We start from the raw sequence: 19009 nt of genomic DNA on the forward strand, positions 1-19009 counted from the left end.
ATCGGCTAAGGAAAACGGGTTGAAACCTTACGAGTATATCAAATATCTGCTTGAGCAACTGCCCAACGCAACTTCCAGTGACCTCGAACGGTTCATGCCCTGGTCTCCCGAAATCCCCGACTATTGCTGTACACAGAAGAAAAACTAACAAGCATAACACAACCCCCACCCAGAAGGCCAGGTGGGGTCTTTTTTACGTTTACGTTTCTTTGCTCCTCTCAATGCCAACACTACCGACGGCATTGAGTTTTTCCATCTTTGATGGATATTTGTTTTCAAACTCCACCAATATCTTAAGCAACCGCTCATCAAGGAAGGTAAGTGCATGTTTCCTTATCTCTGTCGGTATACCATAGTACGCTTCTGCGATACCCCCTGTAATAGCCGCAAGTGTATCACTGTCGCCCCCAATCGATATAGCATTTCGAATTGCATCTTCAAAATTCTTTGATTCAAAGAAAGCTTCCAATGCTTGAGGCACTGTATCTTGGCAGCTTTCGTTAAACTCATAGTTGTCTCGAATTCCATCAAGTGTAAAATCCAGCGAATAATAGTTCTTCGTTATGTAGTCACGAATCTCAAGTAGACTTTTTCCAGTACGTGCGAGAAAAATAGCAACCGCTGTAGCTTCTGCACCTTTTAATCCTTCTGGGTGATTATGAGTTACAATAGTCACTGCTTTCGATAGCTGTTTAGTTTCTTCTAGGCTGTTGCCAACGAAGCCACAAGCGCTGACACGCATTGCAGCGCCATTTCCATAACTACCATAGGGCTTAGGATCATCCGAAAATATCCACTTTCTGAATTGTCCACCATATCCACAATCAGGATAATGCCTTCCGATTTCCTGCATATATTTTACAGCATTCTCAGACAAATCACTGTAATCTGCTTTGCTTTCTAACAAAGCCTTCGCTATTGCCAAAGACATGATAGAGTCATCTGTAACGCTACATTTATAAGTCAGGAATTCAAACTGTTTGCTCCTGTTATTATTCCATTCAAAACGGGAACCGACGATGTCCCCGATAATTGCTCCTAGCATTATTACGCCTCCCAATTAAAAATCTCTTAGCTTATCTAAGACCTCATTCCAGCGCTTTTTAGCTGCTGCGATGGTATCTTTATAGATTGTCAACTCGCGTATATATTCATCAGCTTTTTGCTGTTGTTCCTCAATAGGAGGAAGAGGGATTTCTAACGACTTAAGATCTTTATAGCTGATGTTTATGATTGTAATTCCTTGCTGAACTCCGTTTATCATCTTTTCACCAAGTGGACTGTCCAAGAACAGCTTCAAGTAAGTGCTGTTGAGCATCTTCGGCTCTGGGCGAATAACAATGACATTTGATGAGGCAATACAAGGATAACTCTGCTCATGGAAAATTGCTGTTCTAATTGCAGTGCCTCTTGCCGGAATTAGTATGTCACCTTCTTTCAGCAGATAGTTCATAACCTTACGCTCTTCCTCATCTAAATGATCGAGACCGTCATAGTCGATGTCGTACTCACCGATATTAGAAATATTTACAACTCCAATGTTTCCTGTCGGGTCTTTTTTCGTTACTGATTTTCCGCGGAAGATTTCCGCAACATCGCCCAAAGCTGTTCTTCGTACAGAAGACTCTTGGAATTTCAGCCATTCTTCATCCTGCTGTGAGAATATTTTGTTTATGTTCCAGTCACCAAGCTCTTCGAGTTCATCAGACAAAACGAATGTTTCTTCATCAATAATAAGTTCTGAAGCTGTGTCACGCTTATTTTTACGCTTATCAGCTTTATAGCGACGAACTATTATGTCATCATTACCCGGTTTAGAGTTAATGATATTTATAAAGTATGTCTTGATACCGGTGCCTTCAAAAGTTCCTTCCGGAAGTTCAGCAAGTTCTTTAATGCGATAAGTTTGCTGAACAAATCTTCTAAGCTCGCCAACCTTTCCTTGACCATATGTGATTCTTGCAGGCATTGTAATTACAAGCTCGCCGTCAACGGTTGTATGAAGAAGCAGGTTTTCGAGTGCGACAGCATCTTGATCTCTACACATGAAATTCTCATCTTCTGCAAGGTTTCTAGTACCAAAGTTCGGGACAGAAAATATGAGGTCGTAACGGTTGTTTGTAAAACCATACTTATATATGGAGGTATTCAATATCTCCACGTTCTCATATCCAGCAAAAATTCTACTTAAAACATGAAAGCTGATTGCGTTTTCGGTTGTGATGGTAAAGTTGCGGCCAGGATGTTCGTCAACAAGCTTTTTTAAATTAGGAATGAATTTCTCGCCTTCAGCAATGAGAACCGTATTAGCATCGAACTTAAAGTGGTTGCTATATTCTTTATAAAGGGCATTTGACACGGTCAAGTATCCATATCCTCTAGCGGTCTTTGCCATCATCGTTTCCCAATCAAAATCTTCCTCGAAATCGCTGTATGCCTTATATACTCTTGCAAATTGCAACTTATCTTTAAACGGGTTACCTATATTAAGTCTATCAGCTACTGTCAGCATCATCTCGTAGATGCGTTCTTCCGAACTGTCTGACATATTTCTACTCTGACACTCTTCCTTAGTTTCAGCTACAAGAAGTGCAGCAGAGATATAGGAGTCTATTCCCATGTATCCCCTGAGAAGATCCATATACTCAAAGGTCGCGTTAGTCATGTTCTACCTCCTCTGGTTTATTTTTCATCATTAACTGTATTAAGAATATCACGTCCAAAATAAAATGTCAAGTGATTTTTCAATTTTGGTATTCAAATCCCAAATTATAATTTTAGTGATTGTTACTAATGGAATAAAAAAAGGTTCCTGCAGTCGGTGATTATTACCTAAATTTCAGAAACCTTTATTTTTATTATAATTTTTATAAAAAACATCACATCTAATCTATCAACTCAACCCCCATCAAAAACGCCCGTTATCTAATCTGTCAACTCAACCCTATCACTTTTAAAGCAGTTGACATGTTCCCACAAACAATAAAAATAAGGGTTTCCTGACATTGTCACTTCAGGCTAAACAGCCAAAAGAAAAGTTCAGTGTCTGGAAACCCTTTATTTATGGGCATTTTCAGCCAATTATTTTTCAACCCTTGACATCAATACCACGCACTCAACGTGACTGGGGGATACCAAGTTGATATTATGACATCCCCGCTTCTGCAGCCCCAGCATCATTTCCGCCAGTTCATCACCGGTAACCTCGATCCCTAAGCCACCGGCACTAATGTCACAGTTTTGGCAGAATACACAAGACAGGTTGCAGTTAGCAAAGAAGATGGTCCCTGAACCATGGGTACCCACCAACACCGTCTCTTCCCCGAAGTGCCGGCCAAAGCTTGCAACCACCGCAAATCTTCCCGTGCGACAAACACCAAGTTCCCCTTCCAGGCGGTTCACTTTACAACCCTGGGCACAAAGCGCACAACAGGTCAACCAGGCCATGGCTTCCTGGGCCCTTTGTTGCAGCTCGCCAGTTTCGTACAGCCGCACATAGCTAGGTAACCTGGTATCCATCTGCCAACCTCCAACAGACCAGAATCGCCCATCCCAATGTACACTGGTAAAGACCCACCAAACCGAAATGCCAATGGGCTGCCCTTGGAACCATCACCCTGGCTAGACACCTCAACAGTATGTGTCAAACCCAAATACTATGAACGTTTCTTCAGCCGATCTAAGTACTGCCGCCGAAACTTCGCAACTTTCGGGGCGATGACCATGGCACAATAGGGCTGTGCTGGGTTGCGTGCAAAGTAATCACGATGGTATTCTTCCGCGGGGTAGAACTTGTCCAAGGGAACAAGCTCGGTGACAATCGGTGCATCAAAATTGTCCGCCACTTCCTCCATAATCCCACGGGCAATTTGGGCCTGTTCCTCATCATGGTAGAAGATCACCGAACGATACTGGGTACCCACGTCATTTCCCTGTCGATTGAGGGTGGTGGGATCATGGATCGAAAAGAAGACACGTAAAAGGTTTGCATAACTAATCGTCTCCGGGTCAAAGGTGATCTGCACCACTTCCGCATGGCCCGTTGTATCGGTACATACTTCCTCGTAGGTGGGATTGATTGTGGTGCCACCACTGTAGCCGCTTTGTACCTTAATCACTCCCTCCAGTTCCGAAAAGATAGCCTCCAGACACCAAAAGCACCCACCGCCCAAGGTCGCCTGTGCCATTTTCATGATATAATCATCCCCCAAGTTGTGGATTCAAATTTTCATCCCCAGATAGTGTAGCCTTTGCTCCAGTCTACATACCCTTCCAAAAACACCGAGCCCATCGCGGATCTCCCACCGAAAACGAAATGAACTGGTGGGGCAAACCTGGCCGCTTCCTCGTCCACCTTCACCGCACTAAATATTCGTTCCGCTGGTAGCCAAACCCTTCTCCGCTTCGTAGTCGCCCATCGGAAAGTAGGCAAATAGGCAAACGCGGGATAGATCATCATCAAGAATACTTCAGACCAGTCCTATACGGCTCTATCCTTCAGTCTAAACCCGCATCTGACAAGCCACTCCATCAAGCAAGAGGGATTAGAGGCTGGTTGGGTACAAAACATAGCATCACTAACACGATAGAGCTTCTAAAACCGCTAGAGCCTGGAGCTGCAACAGAGCTCGAGAACCCGCATTGTAACCGACGTGGAGAATCTGTGCGAAAAAGTGGTGGTACGGGACCACTGCCGCATCCTCTTTGACGGCGACGTCAGCACTCTGCGTAAACTGGCCGAAGGTTCAGTCTGGACCATGACCCTCACAAAAGAAGAGGCTAGCCAAGATGGAAGATGATGTGCTGGTGGTTTCAGCCAAGTACGTCATTGGTCAACAGGAGGTTCGTATTATCTCCCAGGCAAAGCCCAAAGAGGATGCCCTCCCAGCGGAACGAAGACAGTTACTTCATGCTCCTCAAAGGGACTGCCTGGTAACACACTGTAGTTTTCCTTTCTATGACTCGGTTTTTCTTACATGTGCAAACCGTCTTTGCTTTCCTTTCGTGCTCCGTTGGCATTCCGTGTTACTCTCCTTCACCTGAACCCAACATTTTCGGCGGGTCCCATCGGCCCCGCCGCTCCTATTGTGGAACGTGTTCTGGACTCGGTTTTCTTCCCCGGCTCATCGAGACCCGAAGGAGCCCTAGTGGGATGTGCTCCGGGCTTAAGGTACTTAAGTGCTGGCAGCCAAACCCTGTACACAACCATGGACAAGACGTACATTCAGCTATGCAACAACTCTTCATCGTCCTTTGCAAAACAACCCAGCAGGCCATCTATAAACTCAGCTTCTCCACCGTATACTTAGCCATATGCCCAAAGGTCTCGTGGAAACCGGTAGAACTCATCACCGCGGTCAAACCGGCCAAAATGGCCATGTACCAGGTCTCACCGCCCAAGATGTTGTATAAAACCAAACCCAAGAAGCCCAGTACCCAGTTAATCGGTTGAATGTACTTGCTCTCCACTTTCAGCCAGCCCTTGAGGATAGAAATAACGACACTGACCAAGGGCCCCCAGGCGACACCCATGATCACCACATTTTCCCAAGGCATACGGATCCCCTCCCCGAAGGAATACTTCTAATCAACGTATATGCCCACGGGGCAGATATATACCTGCAACTGGGTTTCAGATTTTGGTAGCAGGAAGAAACACAGATGGAGGAGTTCCCAACCCCTGGGAACACAGAAACCTTGACAAAGAAGCCACCGTGCCTGTGAGGTATGAGCATGACACTGAGACACTGGAAGTCGAACACGGTGAAGGGGAGCAGAATCTCAGCGAAATCCTTTGCGGACCACCCCAGGTGCAACCGGCCGTTTATGAAGCAGCATCGCTGCCTGCGGCCCTGCTCAGCAAAGAGGGTTTCCTGGAGGCACCCGGGAAAGAGACCAGACAACTACACACCAAGCCTTTGGCAAACATGGGGGCAGCCAGCCCCACCGGAACTGGAATAGAAAAACCGACGGTTTGCTCCGCTGCTCTCAAGAAATGCGGTTTCTTAGGCTTTCGCTTTGTTCTGGGAAGTGGCCACGGGATCGTAGTGGATAATCAAATGGATATTATCTTCTTTTAGGAAGTCCCGCTCTATACGGTCAATGACTTCATGGGCCAACAAAGCATCGACGTCGCTGGACATCTCCACGTGGACGCTGGCAAAACAGCGACCGGGGCCATAATCATGGACAATCAAGTCATGGCTGTTCAACACATATTTATACCTGGCAATCTTTCCGTGGATATACTCCACCAGTTCCTTTGAAGGCGGTGTTCCCAGCAGCGGATCGAGGGTTTCTTTGATCAATTTGACACCGTGATACACAATCACCACTGCCACTCCCAGACCCGCCCAACCATCCAGGTTGTATGGCGTAAACTGGGACACCACCGCCGAAAGGAAAACCGCGGCCGTAGCCAGCACATCCCCTAAACTATCGGTCGCTGCAGCTTTGAGGGCGGTAGAATCGATCGCCTCTCCCATGCTGCGGTAAAAAAAGAACAACCAAAGTTTCAGGACCACCGCAGCCGCTAGTACAAAAAATCCCCACAGACCGAAATGGATGGGCGTGGGGTTCACCAGCTCGCGAATACTATCTTTCCCCAACTCAATGCCCACCACTAACACCAGTACCGCCACGGCCAGTCCCGAAAGGTACTCGTAACGGCCGTGCCCGAAGGGATGCTCCTTATCGGCCTTCTTCGATGACATGCGAAAGCCCACCAGGGAAATGATGGAACCTGCAGCATCAAGGAAGTTGTTCATTGCATCGGCAACCACTGCCACACTGCCCGAAAGAAGCCCCACCACGATCTTCCCAATCACCAGCAACACGTTACATAATATCCCAATCCAACTGGTGACGCTACCCAAGGTGGTCCGGACCTCGGGAACCATGATACTATCCTCTTCTTTTACAAAACGGCGTAGCAGCCATTTTGTCATCCTTTTCACCCAACTTTCACAAACACCCCAGGACGGTACCACCCCGGGAAGGGAAACATAGACTCTGCCTTAGGCCACAGAGCACAAACCCTTCTTTTCCAAAAGAAGGCTTCTGCCTTGTTCATCCTCCGGTCCCCGGTCCGTTTTCACCGGGACCAGTAATTTCCATGGAGTTCCTACCATGGCACACACTTAGGGACAATATATCACAGCTAGCTGAAAAGTGCACGTCCAAGCTGCGAGACTTGCCGTGGTCCTGGCCGCCTCCCTCCCCTTCCGTCCACACCTAAGGGTATCACCCCTTTAGCTCGCAAGATCCTTTACCCTCTATGTAAGCAGCAATGGACTCCTCCACGGTACCCCCGGTTTGGATGTAGACCTGAATTCCAGCAGTCTCCAGACCACGTTGGGCATGGGGGCCCACGCTGCCCGTCAGCACCACTTCCACCCCCTGTTCACTTAAAAGCTCTGCGGCCCTGAGGCCCGCACCGCCACCCACTGGGGCACCACTGTTCTCCACCACGTCAAAAGGGCCCTTTTCATCATAGATGATAAAATAGGGACAACGGCCAAAGCGGGGGGCCAACGGGGAGTTTAAGTTCGTCCCCTGGGTAGTTACCGCAATCTTCATGGAAACTCACCTCAACCCGAAAGGGCCTGGGGGAAGAGCCCCCCAGGCAGCGCACTACTCTTCGTCTTCTTGTTGTTGCTCTTCCAACTCCTTTAAACGCGCCCGCATCTTCTTCAATTGCTTCTCCAACATCGCCACGTCATGCTTCAGCAACTCCTTTTCTTCCACCGGTTCCTCCAGGTACCCCGGTGCACCGTAACCCCAGGGAGCAGGGGTTCCACGGACCCAAGCGGGAACCCCTGTGGCATAGTACCGCCAACGGTATCCCCGGCCGTAACCCCAACCTCCCCGCGGATAGGGATGGACACAACCCGGCACCGGATAACCAGCACAGTAACCCGCCCCCCTACCGGTTAGGGGACCAAAACCCCGGGGGCCTGTACCATCACCTCTTGGCATACTTTTCACCTCCCTAATGATCTTGCTTGCTCCCACATCTATTGTGGGCATATGCTCATTTGTATTGTACCCCTAATTTTGAGCATATGTCAATAACTTTTTGGAAAAACCCTACCCACCCCACTTTGGAACGGAAATCCAAGGACAAAGATAAAGCAGATCAGGAAAAGAAAAAAGAGGAACCACCCTCGAAAAAGACCAAGGGTGCCCCCCTATCGATCCGTCTTCAATTCTACCAGTTCTTCGCCGTAGCATGGGTAAGCTTACTTACCCATCATCTAGACATCCTAAACTAAAACCGCGTCAAATCAGATAAAGGCCTGCCAACGTAACTGATCATGCCGGGGCAGCTTTCCCTTGGGCAATAGGCAGTCCACCTTGGTAAAGCTGCTGAAAAGCACCTGACCGTTCTCCCGTAGGTAACTGCCTTGGTGGACCCCGTAGAAATCCTCCTTCAGAACCAACAGATGGGCATCGGTTTCCACGGTGTCCTCTCCTAGCAACCAGGTAACATTGCTGTTTTCGTGCATCCGGCGCCCGGCGGTGGTGTTGAGGAGCACCTGCCACCGGTGCCCTTGGGTGGTAAAGCTTAGGCCCAGGCCATCCCGTAAGACGCAGAACTCCACACCCAGTTCTTCCGGTGCGTTCCGGCTGATAAGGGTGACAAAGTGCCCATTGAGATTAGGAGCACAGGTCCCCACCTGCAAAAACTCACGTTCCGCTAGGTCGGCACCATACCCCCGCTCCACAGTCCAAGTAAGGGGTACAGGATTGTATACGGCCAGGTAAAGCTTTTCTCCCCCATTTTCCAGGGTAATCAGATTGTTTTCCCTGGTAAACTTCGCAGGGGTGTGCCACAAAAGCTGGTAGGTCGCCGGCTCGTAGGCTAAGACATCGTCCACCAACACCAGAACATCATCGAAGAGGACTAGGGTCCTGGTGGCCCGGCGCACAAGCCGGGCCAAAGGGCCCGTCAACTCCGCGGTAAGTTTCTGGTAGTATTCGCCGCTACAAGGATGCAGTAATCTCCCCCGAAAGCGCAGGCCGTAGTACAGATCCGCGTCCTCTTCCCCTTGCCCGTTTACCAGTAAAGTACTGTGGGCCCGGGTGGTGGAATAGTAACTGCGGTAAAGGGGTAGTTCATACTTGCACGTTCCCGAATCGGCGATAAACTGCCGACCTCGGTCGAATAGGATCAAAGCGCCGCAATCCGCGTGGGCGTGGTTCCACACGTCCCCCGACCTGATGGCCACAAACATTTGCCGATCCTTTGAACGCATGATCCCCCACCCAATGTCTTCATAGACTGCTAGATCCCGTACCGGTGGCCGTACCCCAGGTAAATCCGGGTCATACCATAGCAGTTCAAAGATATCCTGGGGATAACTCCTCAGCTGTTGATAGTACCACTGCAACCCTGTGTCCCGGTAAAGGGAGGCAAGGCGGGCCAACACCATGGGTTCTGCAGCCCAGTGGAGAGAGTGGTCACCAAAGTCCGGGGTCTGGATTCCTTCCACCGTCTCGTAGAAGGTATCCAGGTAAAAACTGCAGGTCTTCTTTAGTTCAGGAAGATCATAGACCTGGGGCAAACGGTGATAGTAGCTAGACCAAGCCTCGAAGAACCTAAACAGATAAATGAGGGTGTAGTTGCAGTAGATAATACTTTCATAAAAACCCCCGTCGGCTCCGAAGTTCAAGGGCTTGTTCCAAAGGTCATTGCCCTTATACAACACAAAGTCTTCTAGGGCTACACAGATCTGCTGCAGCCAATAGTCCCGTTGAGGCAAGATTCGGCAGGCCAGCAAGGCCACCCCCGCCCCACCGATACACACTGCCCACCAGTTATGTCCCATACTGTCCAGGCAATGGATCCGGGTGGCGGGATCCACCCAGTCTTGGAGCACCGGCCCGATACCTAAGGACCACAGCCCTTCTTCAATCCGTCGCTGTTTTTGTGAATCTAGGGTATCTCGGATCCAGTCGTAGGCCAAACCCACCCCAAAGGCCAACTCCGCGGTATCCAGGGCACTATGCCAGGGGGGCTTACGTTCTAACATCTGATCCTCCACCCACTTATCCAACCGGATCAACCCGTCGATCAGCTCCTCCACCGCGTGGGCAAAGGCCTGCTCCCTGGTCACCTGGTAAGCAAACCCCCATATTACTAGTCTCTTCAGGCAACGGCGGGCAAAGAACAGATCCCATTTTTCCCCGGACCGCGGTTCCTCCAACATTTCCCGGGCAGCTTTTAACAGGTGTTCCCGGCCCTGTCCCACCACTGAAGCGGGATCCGCCCGCCGCAAAGACTGCAACCACTCTGCGGATATGTACAAGCACTTCGTCATCCTTACCACCCCTTCAGGCTCTTGCGCTCCTTGCCCTTCCAACCCCAGGGCTCGATCTGCGATGTTTTTCCTCTGTTGCCATCTTTTTTCCTCACCGAAAAGGTTAACCACCACACCGGTTTGTACGAGCCCCGGTACCGGGGCTGCACCATCCAAGGCAAGATGGCATCTGTAATCCCAAGGCCTGGCTAATTACTTCCAGTCCCGAAAGGACGTTGACCATCATGTCCTTCTTATCCTTAGCGCAAAGGCGAGCAATCTCCTCTTAAAAGCTTGTAGATCCCCACGTCGATGGCCTAGCCATCGGCCAAATCCTCCCGTCCTTTGATGTAATCGTTCGGACAGTGATCCGTACGATCACAAAGACCCCAGTCAAATCGGAGTATTGCTTTCCACCACCCGTTGGCCGAAGACAGACTGGGGTTCCGGGTTCATAGGTTATATACACTCCCGGGAATCTTCCTTCCACCACGCCCGGGTTCCTCGTCCCCGGGCGTGGGCAGCAAGACGTTCGGCAAAGTCGCTTTCCGCGCATTCCTATTGACATTCCGCCACACTAAAGTACACTAGGCCCACAAGGTTTCTGGTACTAACCGGTAACCGCGCAGAGTTCTTCCGAGGTGGTCCACTTTCCGGTGAGGTCCTCCAAACAGCGGCTGTAGCGGGGGACAAGCTAAGGATTACTCCACAGTAAGGGTGATCACCGCCGAGTCAAAGCCCTTGGCATTAAGGTGCAACTGCCGGGTCCCCTTCTGCAGGACTGAGGGAATGGTAGCCTCGGCAATTCCGTCGCCGTCGTCATCCTTTAGGGGGACGATATACCACCCATCCACCACGTTCACTTGGGGGATATCTTCTCCGGTTAACAGGGTTCCATCGGCACCGATGAATCGCACCCGGATGGTAACACTTTGGCCCTGTTTCACGGTGATGTGGTCCTCCAGGGGGGCAATGGTGCCCCCCGCAGGAAGGAGTGTAATGGTCTCCCGTTGGGTAATACCCCGCGCATCAACAAGGCTTACGGTCAGCCGGGTTTCGCTGGTGATCGGCGGTACAATCACCCGCAGACGATCACTGGACACCACTTCCACCGCCGCATCCCCGGTCGCGGTACGGGCGGACACGGTGAGGTTTTCCAGCGACACTCCGGAAACCCGCAGTTCCACCCTACTTTCCTGGCCGGCGGGTACATAGACCGGCGACTGGGAGATTATGTGCCAGGGGAGGATCAGCTGGCCGATGTTATCCTGTTGATCGGCACTACCATAGGCCAACCATTCCCGGCCCACCGCGTATTCATTCTCCAAAATAGCTAGCCGCTCTAGGTTGCTATGGGCTACCCAGATCCCGTTTTGGGGACTATTCAGCTTGTTATTTTCAATAAGGAAGTCTCCACTGCGGCACCGAAGCACGGTGATGGCCCCCTCAGTAATGGCATACTGCCCGATGCCCACCCGCTCTAGGGTGTTATTGGTGACCGTTATCCCCTTGGGCCAAAAGAGGCTATGGTGCTGATAAAGACAGATTCCCGCCTGGTAGATATCTTCAATGTGGTTGTTGTCAATGACAATCTGATCACCACTAGCTACGGCAATACCAAAACCGTTCTTTGCCCCGGAGATCTGGTTCTGGGTGATCTTGGTGTACTGGGGAAAACGGCTGATACTGCCGTGCCAGGACAGGTAGATCCCATGGGACCCACTGTCTTCTATCACATTCTCGGTGATGGTGACTTGCCGGCAAGACTGCAAGCTGATCCCCGCGCAACGGGTATCCATAATGGAGCACTGTTGGACCAAGAGCTGATCCGAGGAATCCAGTAACAGCCCTGGGCCGCTGGCTCCTTGGATCTTTACCCCTTCGATCCTAATTTGGCTACAACCGGAAACATCCAACAGAGCGCGGTTCATCCGGTAAGCGGGGGGATCCACCAGCTTCAGGGTCAACCCGCTGACCGAGGAGTTTTTCACGTTCAAAAGACGCAACCCTTGGTGCATAGGGCTTTGGAACAGGAGCACTGTCTCTCCCGGTTCTCCCAGGATGTGCACATCCTCACGTCCTTGCACCAAAAGGTGGTGCTTGATTTGACTATACGGGAGCTCATCGGCACCGGGGACAGGACTCAACACGTAGTTCCCCCCTGGGATAAACAATACACCGTGATCCGCCAAGGCATTGATCGCGGCGATAAACGCGGCAGTATCGTCGGTGACACCGTCACCCACGGCCCCGTAGTCCCGCACGTTCACCACGGACATACCGGGCGTTGGTCCCCCTTGGGGTACCGGCGCCCATTCTCGGCTCAAGGGCGCAGTCCTAGCCTCATACCAATAGTCCACATAGGGGCTAGCCTCGGTCTTTAGATCGATGCCGTCAGCAGGCACCGTGACCCCCGCAGCGGTAATCTCCACCGGCCGGCCGGTCATCTGCTCCAGGTATATCCCATTGTCCTGGAAGACCACATCACTGACTGCACCTGTGATCCGCATCGCGCCAGCACCATTCTTCGAGAGGAAATTCCCAACCACATCCAATCCCCGGACAAAGGAACCACCACCGGCCTGGACGCTCAGTCCCACCCCCAGGTTACCGGCCACTTCATTGCCTTTCACCTGCAGCTCCGTAACCTGGATCCCATCAGGACCAATGAGGATACCATCCCCCTCGCCCCCGAAGACCTGATTATCTATAATCACTAAATTGCTAGCCTCATGGCTGATCTTAATCGCCCCACCATGCCGGTGCCCAGGCAGGGAGTTGTCTGGACGCTCTGAGAGATTCGCGCGGATAACGGTGTTCCCAATGATGGCGGCATTCTCCAAAAGGTGCCCCCCACCATACTCCGCACCGTGTCCCCGGGCTTGGCAGAAGATCCCCGGCATAACCATCTGTTCCACCCAGTTACCGATGACCTCACAATTCTCACCACCCAGGGTAATCCCCCGTCCCCACTTACCACCAATGACGGTATTATAGAGGAAACGATTGTTGATGGATCGGGTATCGTCCCCCACCCTGGTGCTGATGGCCGCAATCCCGTCGTCGCCACAGTTCTCGACATAGTTGTAGGCGGCGGTGACGTTGGTGCAATTGGAAAAGTGGATACCATCGGCACCGGTATTGCGCACCTGACAGTCCACCACCCAGATATTGTCACTGCCCCGCCAGAAGACAATGCCAATCTCCCCCTGGTCAACAATCAAATTGATCAGCTGCACATTCTGGGCTCCTTCAAAACCAAGGGAATAGGCGGCCAAAAGAGGTGCCCAGCGAGAGTCAAGGATGGGCCTTTGTTCGAAACGGATGTTGCGTAGACTGACGTTTTTCGCCTGGCCCAAGTGAACACCATATAAAGACCCGGTGGGCCGATTCTTTTCAAACAGAAAGACCGTCTGATCCCCTTCCCCGACAAAATGCACGTTCTCTAAATCCCGCCCGTCGCGCTGGGGACGCCAGAAGAAGCGGTCTGATGCTCCGGGAGGGCGAAAGCGGTATACACCGGCAGGGATATAGATCACACCGCCCTCCGGAGGGAGGGCCGCCACCGCCCGATCGAAGGCTTCGTTCACAAAGGTAACCCTGTCGCCCACCGCACCGAAATCTAAAACGTTAACCACCGTCATCGACTCATAATCAATCCGCGGCATATCTTCCAGACCGGGACGATTGTAAAAGGCAGCGGGTAAATTCGTAACAAGGGACATAGTAGCTCCTTCCCCGGCTAACAGGCCGAACAAACAAAGTAGAATTGAGAAAACGAACAGCTTCTTCCTCACACCAATTCCTCCTTTCAACACTGGGTCCACTGTGGTGACAGAAAGCCCCCAGGACAGAACCCCCGGGGGCTGTTAAGATCCGGTTACTGTCCGCGCCAAGCCCGAATCTTCGCATTGGTCTGTTCAGCAATGGCCCGCATTCTGGAGGCCGGCGACACATCGCTGTGCAGAAGCAGTTCCAGCAAGATGTCGTCTAGCCCTTCGGTGGCGATGTCCGGTGAGGGTAGGATCGGCGTCTTACGGGCATAGGGCAACTGCATGATGAAGGGGTAAAGCAGCGGAGTAGACGCCAGGTAACTCTGATACACCGGATAGTACACACCGGAATTGGTCACCGGCAGATACCCAGCAGGGATCAGCCAGCCCTCGATGAACCTTTCGTCAGCCACCAGCCACTTAATGAAGGTCCAGGCCGCTTCCATCACCGCGGGGTCATCCCGGGTAATCCCTAGGGCCTTGGAAGTAGAGACGGTGGCCTTGGTCACCTTTTCCGGCAGGGGTGCCGTCTCGATATAGCCCAGCTCCTGGTAGGCGGGAATGTTCAAGGTCAGATCCGACCGCATGGCCACTTCCCCGGTGGTGATGGAGGCCGGTCCCCGGCGGGCAAAGCCATACTCGTGGACCTGGGCCGCAAAGAATTCTGCCGCTTCAATGGCTGCGGGGCTATCCAAGAGCGAAGCACTAAAATCTGGTGCATAGTAGGCCCCACCGTTCTGCCAGAGTAACGGGGTAAACCAAAGGTAGGAATAGTGCTCCGTCAAGAACCCGTGTTGATCGAATTGACCATCACCGTCGATGTCCCTAGTCACCTTGCGCATCACTTCGATGAAGGTATCCCAAGTCCAGTTATCCTGGGCGGCATATTCAGCGGGGGTCATCGCCCCCACTTCTCCAAAGGGATGGATATTGTACACAAGACCCACGTTGGAGTTTTCGAAGGGGATCCCCACCAGTCTTCCATCGGGCATCGTCAACTCCGTAATCAAAGCTGGTAGGAAGTCCTCTTTGGAGACATCCGGGTCCTGCTCCAAGAACTGATCAACTGGCACCACCGCATCCATGTAGATATAGTTGGCCAAGGTCTGGGGAGTACCCCAGACCACATGGGGTGCCATCCCCGCGACGAACAGGGTGATTAGCTTTTGATCATAGTCCGTAGAAGGCCCCATGGGCAAATTGATCACTCTAATCTCCTCTTGACTGGCGTTAAACTCCGCAATCAAGGCTTCCAGTAATTCCTGTTTTTCAAATCGGAATGGGTTTGCGAACTCGATCTCAATCGGCCCCGCGTTCAAGAGCCCCGTAAAAACCAAAACTAGTATCAGTGCAAAACTTAAACTCAACACCCGATGTTTCATCTGTTTCGACCTCCTCGGGATTTAGATAATAGCCGTGAGGGCAACGGGGATGTGGGCAACCTGCACTTTGCCCAAGGGGAGTCGGCGAAAGCATGATCTCCGACTCCCGAGCCATCTGCCTTTTTCGCTAGTTGCGGAACCACTCCACCACATGGATGGGGTTCCCCGGCACCAATATTTCTAAGGTCAGCGCGTCCTCACCCTGGAGACTATAGGTGGCACGGCACCGATTAGATTGAAGTTCACTTACCTCTAGATAGCTTCCGTCCTTGATGCGCACCTTAGGTAAGCTCCAAAAGGTGTGTGGGGAATTAATATCAACGATTAGCTGCTCATTGGCCACCGAGGTGGTAACCTCGAGGACAGAGTCTGCCTTTTCCAGGTACAGGGCATCAAGGATGACCTCCCCTGTACCACCCTCTGTATAGATACCTTCAATATATATCCGTACTTCCCTGACATCGGCCAGGTTTAGATTCGTATACTTCTCCAAGGGAACAACAACCTTGTACCAACCATCGGGACTCGGGGGCTCACCATCCTTAAAGATCTCGTTAAACTTGGTGCGGACCGTCTGATTCTTTGTACTATCAAAGATGGTGGCCGAAAGGGAATCTCCTACGGAACCGGGTTTGAGCTTCGCCCAAAAGGTCAGATAGTCGGCGCTGGTCCAATCCCTACCAGAAGTGAAGCGTGTCCTCACAAAGACCCGGGGATGTACACCGGGATCCGGTTTCACAGGTAGATGGTAAGACAGCTTCAATCCCTTCTCGGCAAAAAAGCCGGTATCTTGGCTCTTTGTGGGGACCGCCGGTGTGTTATCGGTTCCCTCAGTCCACACCGACGGATCTCCGAAATCCGCCACAAGGATCCCAAGTCCCAAAGAAGGCTTTGATCTCAGTAGACATCCAGTGAAAACCAAGCAGAACAATACGAAAACGGTGGTCACTTTACGCATTACCCGCACCTCCGGCAAAAGAGATCAGTGCTATTTACTCCACTCCACCGCCACATTCGGATTCCCAGGCGAAACCACTTCCACAGTGAATTGCCCCTCGTTCGCTAGCTGGTATTGCCCCACAAACTCAGTAGCGGAGACCCGTTCCACCTCCACATAGATCGGTTCACCGATCCCCAACAGGGCCCGGATATCCATCAAGCGCACCTTAGGCAGCAAAGGCATGGGTTCCTGAGAAGTAACCCTAATGTTCAGCACGCCATCCTTTTCCTCCACGGCCACGTCCAAGGTCGCTTCCTCCCCTTCCAGGAACAAACCATCAAGAGCAAGGGAGCCACTGGAACCAGCACCATAGATGCCTTCCACCACTATCCGTACACATACCACACCATCCAGCCCGACGGCGGCAAAGTCTTCCAAAGATAGCACCATCTTCTGCCAGCCGGCACCTCGGTAATCACCTAGGCTCCGCCGAATCAGTTTACTACCTTGGGATCCGATAACCATCGTCGATAGCGATGAACCCCGGGAGTTTTCATCCACGTTTACCCAGTAGGTCAAGTATTTTGCACCGGTCCAATCCTGGGCATCAAAACGTGTCTCCACATAGACCCGAGGATGAACATTGGCGGCCTGCTGTTCATAGACTTCGTAGGTAATCACCATACCTTGTTCAGAAAAGTACCCTTCACCGGGAAGGATCTCTCCACGTACCGGGGTCCGGTCCACCTGTAGACCCCAAATCTCCAGATTGCTAAGATCAGCTACCATGGTCCCCGCACAAACAGATCCCACAGAGACAAATAACATCACCAACAAGACAACTGATACTCTCTTCATCATTGACTGTTTCCTCCTCTTGGTTTGTGTTTTCACTGACTTAGCCGAGTCTCTTTCTCCCTGTGACTCTCTTTCCTAATAGAAGAAGCAAATCACCTCCCCAATAAGAAGAACTACCTAAACCAAAGGCAAGTCATTGAAGAAGGGTTCTATATCGGTTTAGCGACTTCACCAAGAACCAAGTACGTCACAACCCTGTTTGTAATGGCCTTCCCTTCCGGGTAGCCATCATCCAAAGGTCGTTGCTTCCGAAGTATCTCCCCTACTGCCGCTATCCAAAACAGAAGTCACTACTGTAACGTTTCAGTAAAACCCACAATCATTCCTCCCAAACCTATAGCCATTCACCTAGTACTCGGTTGTTCCAAGGGCACCAGAACAGAGTCAATACCCACTACTTTGTCATCGTGTCCAGGCCCTTAGTAGCGACTTCCCCTTCATCTACAGAAACTGCCTTTGCACCTATGAATAGGCTTAGATCTGTTGTTTCGTCGCGGTAGAAATTTGCTACCCCAAAGCTCACTTTAGCTTCGACTCTCGAAGGGACGATTGACGAACAATCAATTCCGTATCAAAAAGGATCTTCGTTTGTTTGGGTTTCTTACCATTGATCAGTTCGATGAGCATCCGGGTGGCTGTCTCTGCCATCTCATAGTAGGGACACCGGACACTGGTAAGCTGTGGTCGTGAAATTCCGGCGATCAAGGTGTTGTCAAAGCCCACAATGCCCACATCCTGTGGTACATTAAGGTTGCGTTGTTCCACAAGATCCCTCACCATCAACGCCCAGTAGTCGTTAAAGCAGACAAATCCATAGGGTCCCGGTTTTTGGATAATTCGTTCAAAACCACTGGCTAGCGTGCGATTATCCAACACTAGGGACGGATCATAGGGATAACCATGTTCCTCCAGTGCCGCCTTAAAGCCTTCCCGCCGTTCTAGATCTACCGGCACCGTCTCGTAGCCCGGGGCCCTGTCCCCCGTACGATGACCAGTTACATAGGCCAGGGTCCGATACCCCTGTTCGATCAAGTGATTAGTAGCCAGGTAAGTTCCTTTGTAATTGTCCGCATGAACGTAGTTGACTCGGGGGGCATCGATCTTTCGGTTAACCAAAGCAAAGGGCAATTCCGCCTCGTAAACCCGGTCAATGAGCTTATCCCCTACGGTGCTGTAAAACAGGATGACTCCGTCAACCCGCTTCTTGTTCAACAGTTTAGCTACCTTTTGCTCATTGGAATCCTCTACGAAGGAAATATTGAAATCATGGGCAAAGCAAACCTCACTGATACCGCTCAGGATCTTGCCGGTTACAAAATCCATATTGCGCATCCAAGTCAAGGGCGCCACCACACCAATGGTCCCCGTGCGCTGCCGGACCATATGCCGGGCCGCCAAATTGGGAGTATACCCCAACCGCTCAATCACCGCAGCGATCCTTTTTGCAGTCTCCTCGCTCATCTGTTCCGACCTATTGTTAAGGAAATTGGAAACAGTGGTCGGAGAAACCTTAGCTTCCTTGGCAATCTGTCGAATTGTAACACTCATAGCAATCACTGCCCACCCGCATATCCTGTACCTTATATCTATTCATTTCTATATCGGTACAGTAATTCCTGCTAAGAGTCTGGGTCCATGTTACAATTTCGGACATGATGATAAGATAGAGTTATACGAGAGGAGAATATAATCATGTCCAAAATTCGCCAGCAATATGATGAAGACTTCAAGAAGAACGCTGTAAGACTAAGTTAC

At 51.0% G+C, this 19009-nt stretch carries 16 protein-coding genes; 2 read left to right on the forward strand and 14 right to left on the reverse strand.

Features of this window, described 5'->3' with window-relative positions; genetic code table 11:
- On the forward strand, positions 1 to 148 hold a 148-nt coding region (locus GXX57_10420), incomplete at its 5' end, for a transposase domain-containing protein (protein ID HHV45061.1).
- 51 nt (positions 149 to 199) lie between these two features.
- Here GXX57_10420 and GXX57_10425 read toward each other — a convergent pair.
- From GXX57_10425 to msrA, 4 genes are all read right to left on the reverse strand, one after another.
- Positions 200 to 1045, reverse strand: coding sequence for an ADP-ribosylglycohydrolase (locus GXX57_10425; GenBank protein ID HHV45062.1), 846 nt, complete (start codon positions 1043 to 1045; stop codon positions 200 to 202).
- A gap of 15 nt (positions 1046 to 1060) precedes the next feature.
- Positions 1061 to 2665, reverse strand: a complete 1605-nt coding sequence (locus GXX57_10430; protein ID HHV45063.1) for a restriction endonuclease subunit M/S — start codon at positions 2663 to 2665, stop codon at positions 1061 to 1063.
- A 416-nt stretch (positions 2666 to 3081) separates the two neighbouring features.
- Positions 3082 to 3519 carry a hypothetical protein gene (locus tag GXX57_10435; protein ID HHV45064.1) on the reverse strand — a complete coding sequence of 146 codons (438 nt, stop codon included), beginning with the start codon at positions 3517 to 3519 and terminating at the stop codon, positions 3082 to 3084.
- 137 nt (positions 3520 to 3656) lie between these two features.
- The gene (msrA, locus tag GXX57_10440) at positions 3657 to 4193 is read right to left on the reverse strand and encodes a peptide-methionine (S)-S-oxide reductase MsrA (protein ID HHV45065.1); all 537 of its coding nucleotides are present in this window, start codon (positions 4191 to 4193) and stop codon (positions 3657 to 3659) included.
- A gap of 459 nt (positions 4194 to 4652) precedes the next feature.
- On the opposite strand from msrA, the gene GXX57_10445 reads away from it, so the two are divergent.
- Positions 4653 to 4799: a hypothetical protein gene (locus GXX57_10445; GenBank protein HHV45066.1), complete on the forward strand. Its 147-nt coding sequence runs from the start codon at positions 4653 to 4655 to the stop codon at positions 4797 to 4799.
- A gap of 478 nt (positions 4800 to 5277) precedes the next feature.
- Here the strand turns inward: GXX57_10445 and GXX57_10450 are convergent, their stop codons facing one another.
- The 10 genes from GXX57_10450 to GXX57_10495 form a co-directional block, all read right to left on the reverse strand.
- Complete coding sequence (locus tag GXX57_10450) at positions 5278 to 5556, reverse strand: hypothetical protein (GenBank protein HHV45067.1); 279 nt, start codon at positions 5554 to 5556, stop codon at positions 5278 to 5280.
- Between the two features lie 449 nt (positions 5557 to 6005).
- Positions 6006 to 6947 carry a cation transporter gene (locus GXX57_10455; GenBank protein ID HHV45068.1) on the reverse strand — a complete coding sequence of 314 codons (942 nt, stop codon included), beginning with the start codon at positions 6945 to 6947 and terminating at the stop codon, positions 6006 to 6008.
- A gap of 295 nt (positions 6948 to 7242) precedes the next feature.
- Positions 7243 to 7578, reverse strand: a complete 336-nt coding sequence (locus tag GXX57_10460) for a dinitrogenase iron-molybdenum cofactor biosynthesis protein (GenBank protein HHV45069.1) — start codon at positions 7576 to 7578, stop codon at positions 7243 to 7245.
- 54 nt (positions 7579 to 7632) lie between these two features.
- Positions 7633 to 7977, reverse strand: a complete 345-nt coding sequence (locus tag GXX57_10465; GenBank protein HHV45070.1) for a DUF5320 domain-containing protein — start codon at positions 7975 to 7977, stop codon at positions 7633 to 7635.
- 308 nt (positions 7978 to 8285) lie between these two features.
- Entirely contained in the window at positions 8286 to 10322 is a 2037-nt protein-coding gene (locus tag GXX57_10470) for a hypothetical protein (GenBank protein HHV45071.1), read from the reverse strand.
- Between the two features lie 680 nt (positions 10323 to 11002).
- Positions 11003 to 14098: a hypothetical protein gene (locus GXX57_10475; protein HHV45072.1), complete on the reverse strand. Its 3096-nt coding sequence runs from the start codon at positions 14096 to 14098 to the stop codon at positions 11003 to 11005.
- 83 nt (positions 14099 to 14181) lie between these two features.
- Positions 14182 to 15456, reverse strand: a complete 1275-nt coding sequence (locus GXX57_10480; protein ID HHV45073.1) for an extracellular solute-binding protein — start codon at positions 15454 to 15456, stop codon at positions 14182 to 14184.
- A gap of 127 nt (positions 15457 to 15583) precedes the next feature.
- Complete coding sequence (locus GXX57_10485; GenBank protein HHV45074.1) at positions 15584 to 16414, reverse strand: hypothetical protein; 831 nt, start codon at positions 16412 to 16414, stop codon at positions 15584 to 15586.
- A 30-nt stretch (positions 16415 to 16444) separates the two neighbouring features.
- Positions 16445 to 17257, reverse strand: a complete 813-nt coding sequence (locus GXX57_10490) for a hypothetical protein (GenBank protein HHV45075.1) — start codon at positions 17255 to 17257, stop codon at positions 16445 to 16447.
- 516 nt (positions 17258 to 17773) lie between these two features.
- Positions 17774 to 18802: a LacI family transcriptional regulator gene (locus tag GXX57_10495; GenBank protein ID HHV45076.1), complete on the reverse strand. Its 1029-nt coding sequence runs from the start codon at positions 18800 to 18802 to the stop codon at positions 17774 to 17776.
- Positions 18803 to 19009 lie beyond the last annotated feature (207 nt).

Source organism: Bacillota bacterium, assembly GCA_012839765.1.
Lineage (GTDB): Bacteria > Bacillota > Limnochordia > DUMW01 > DUMW01 > DUMW01.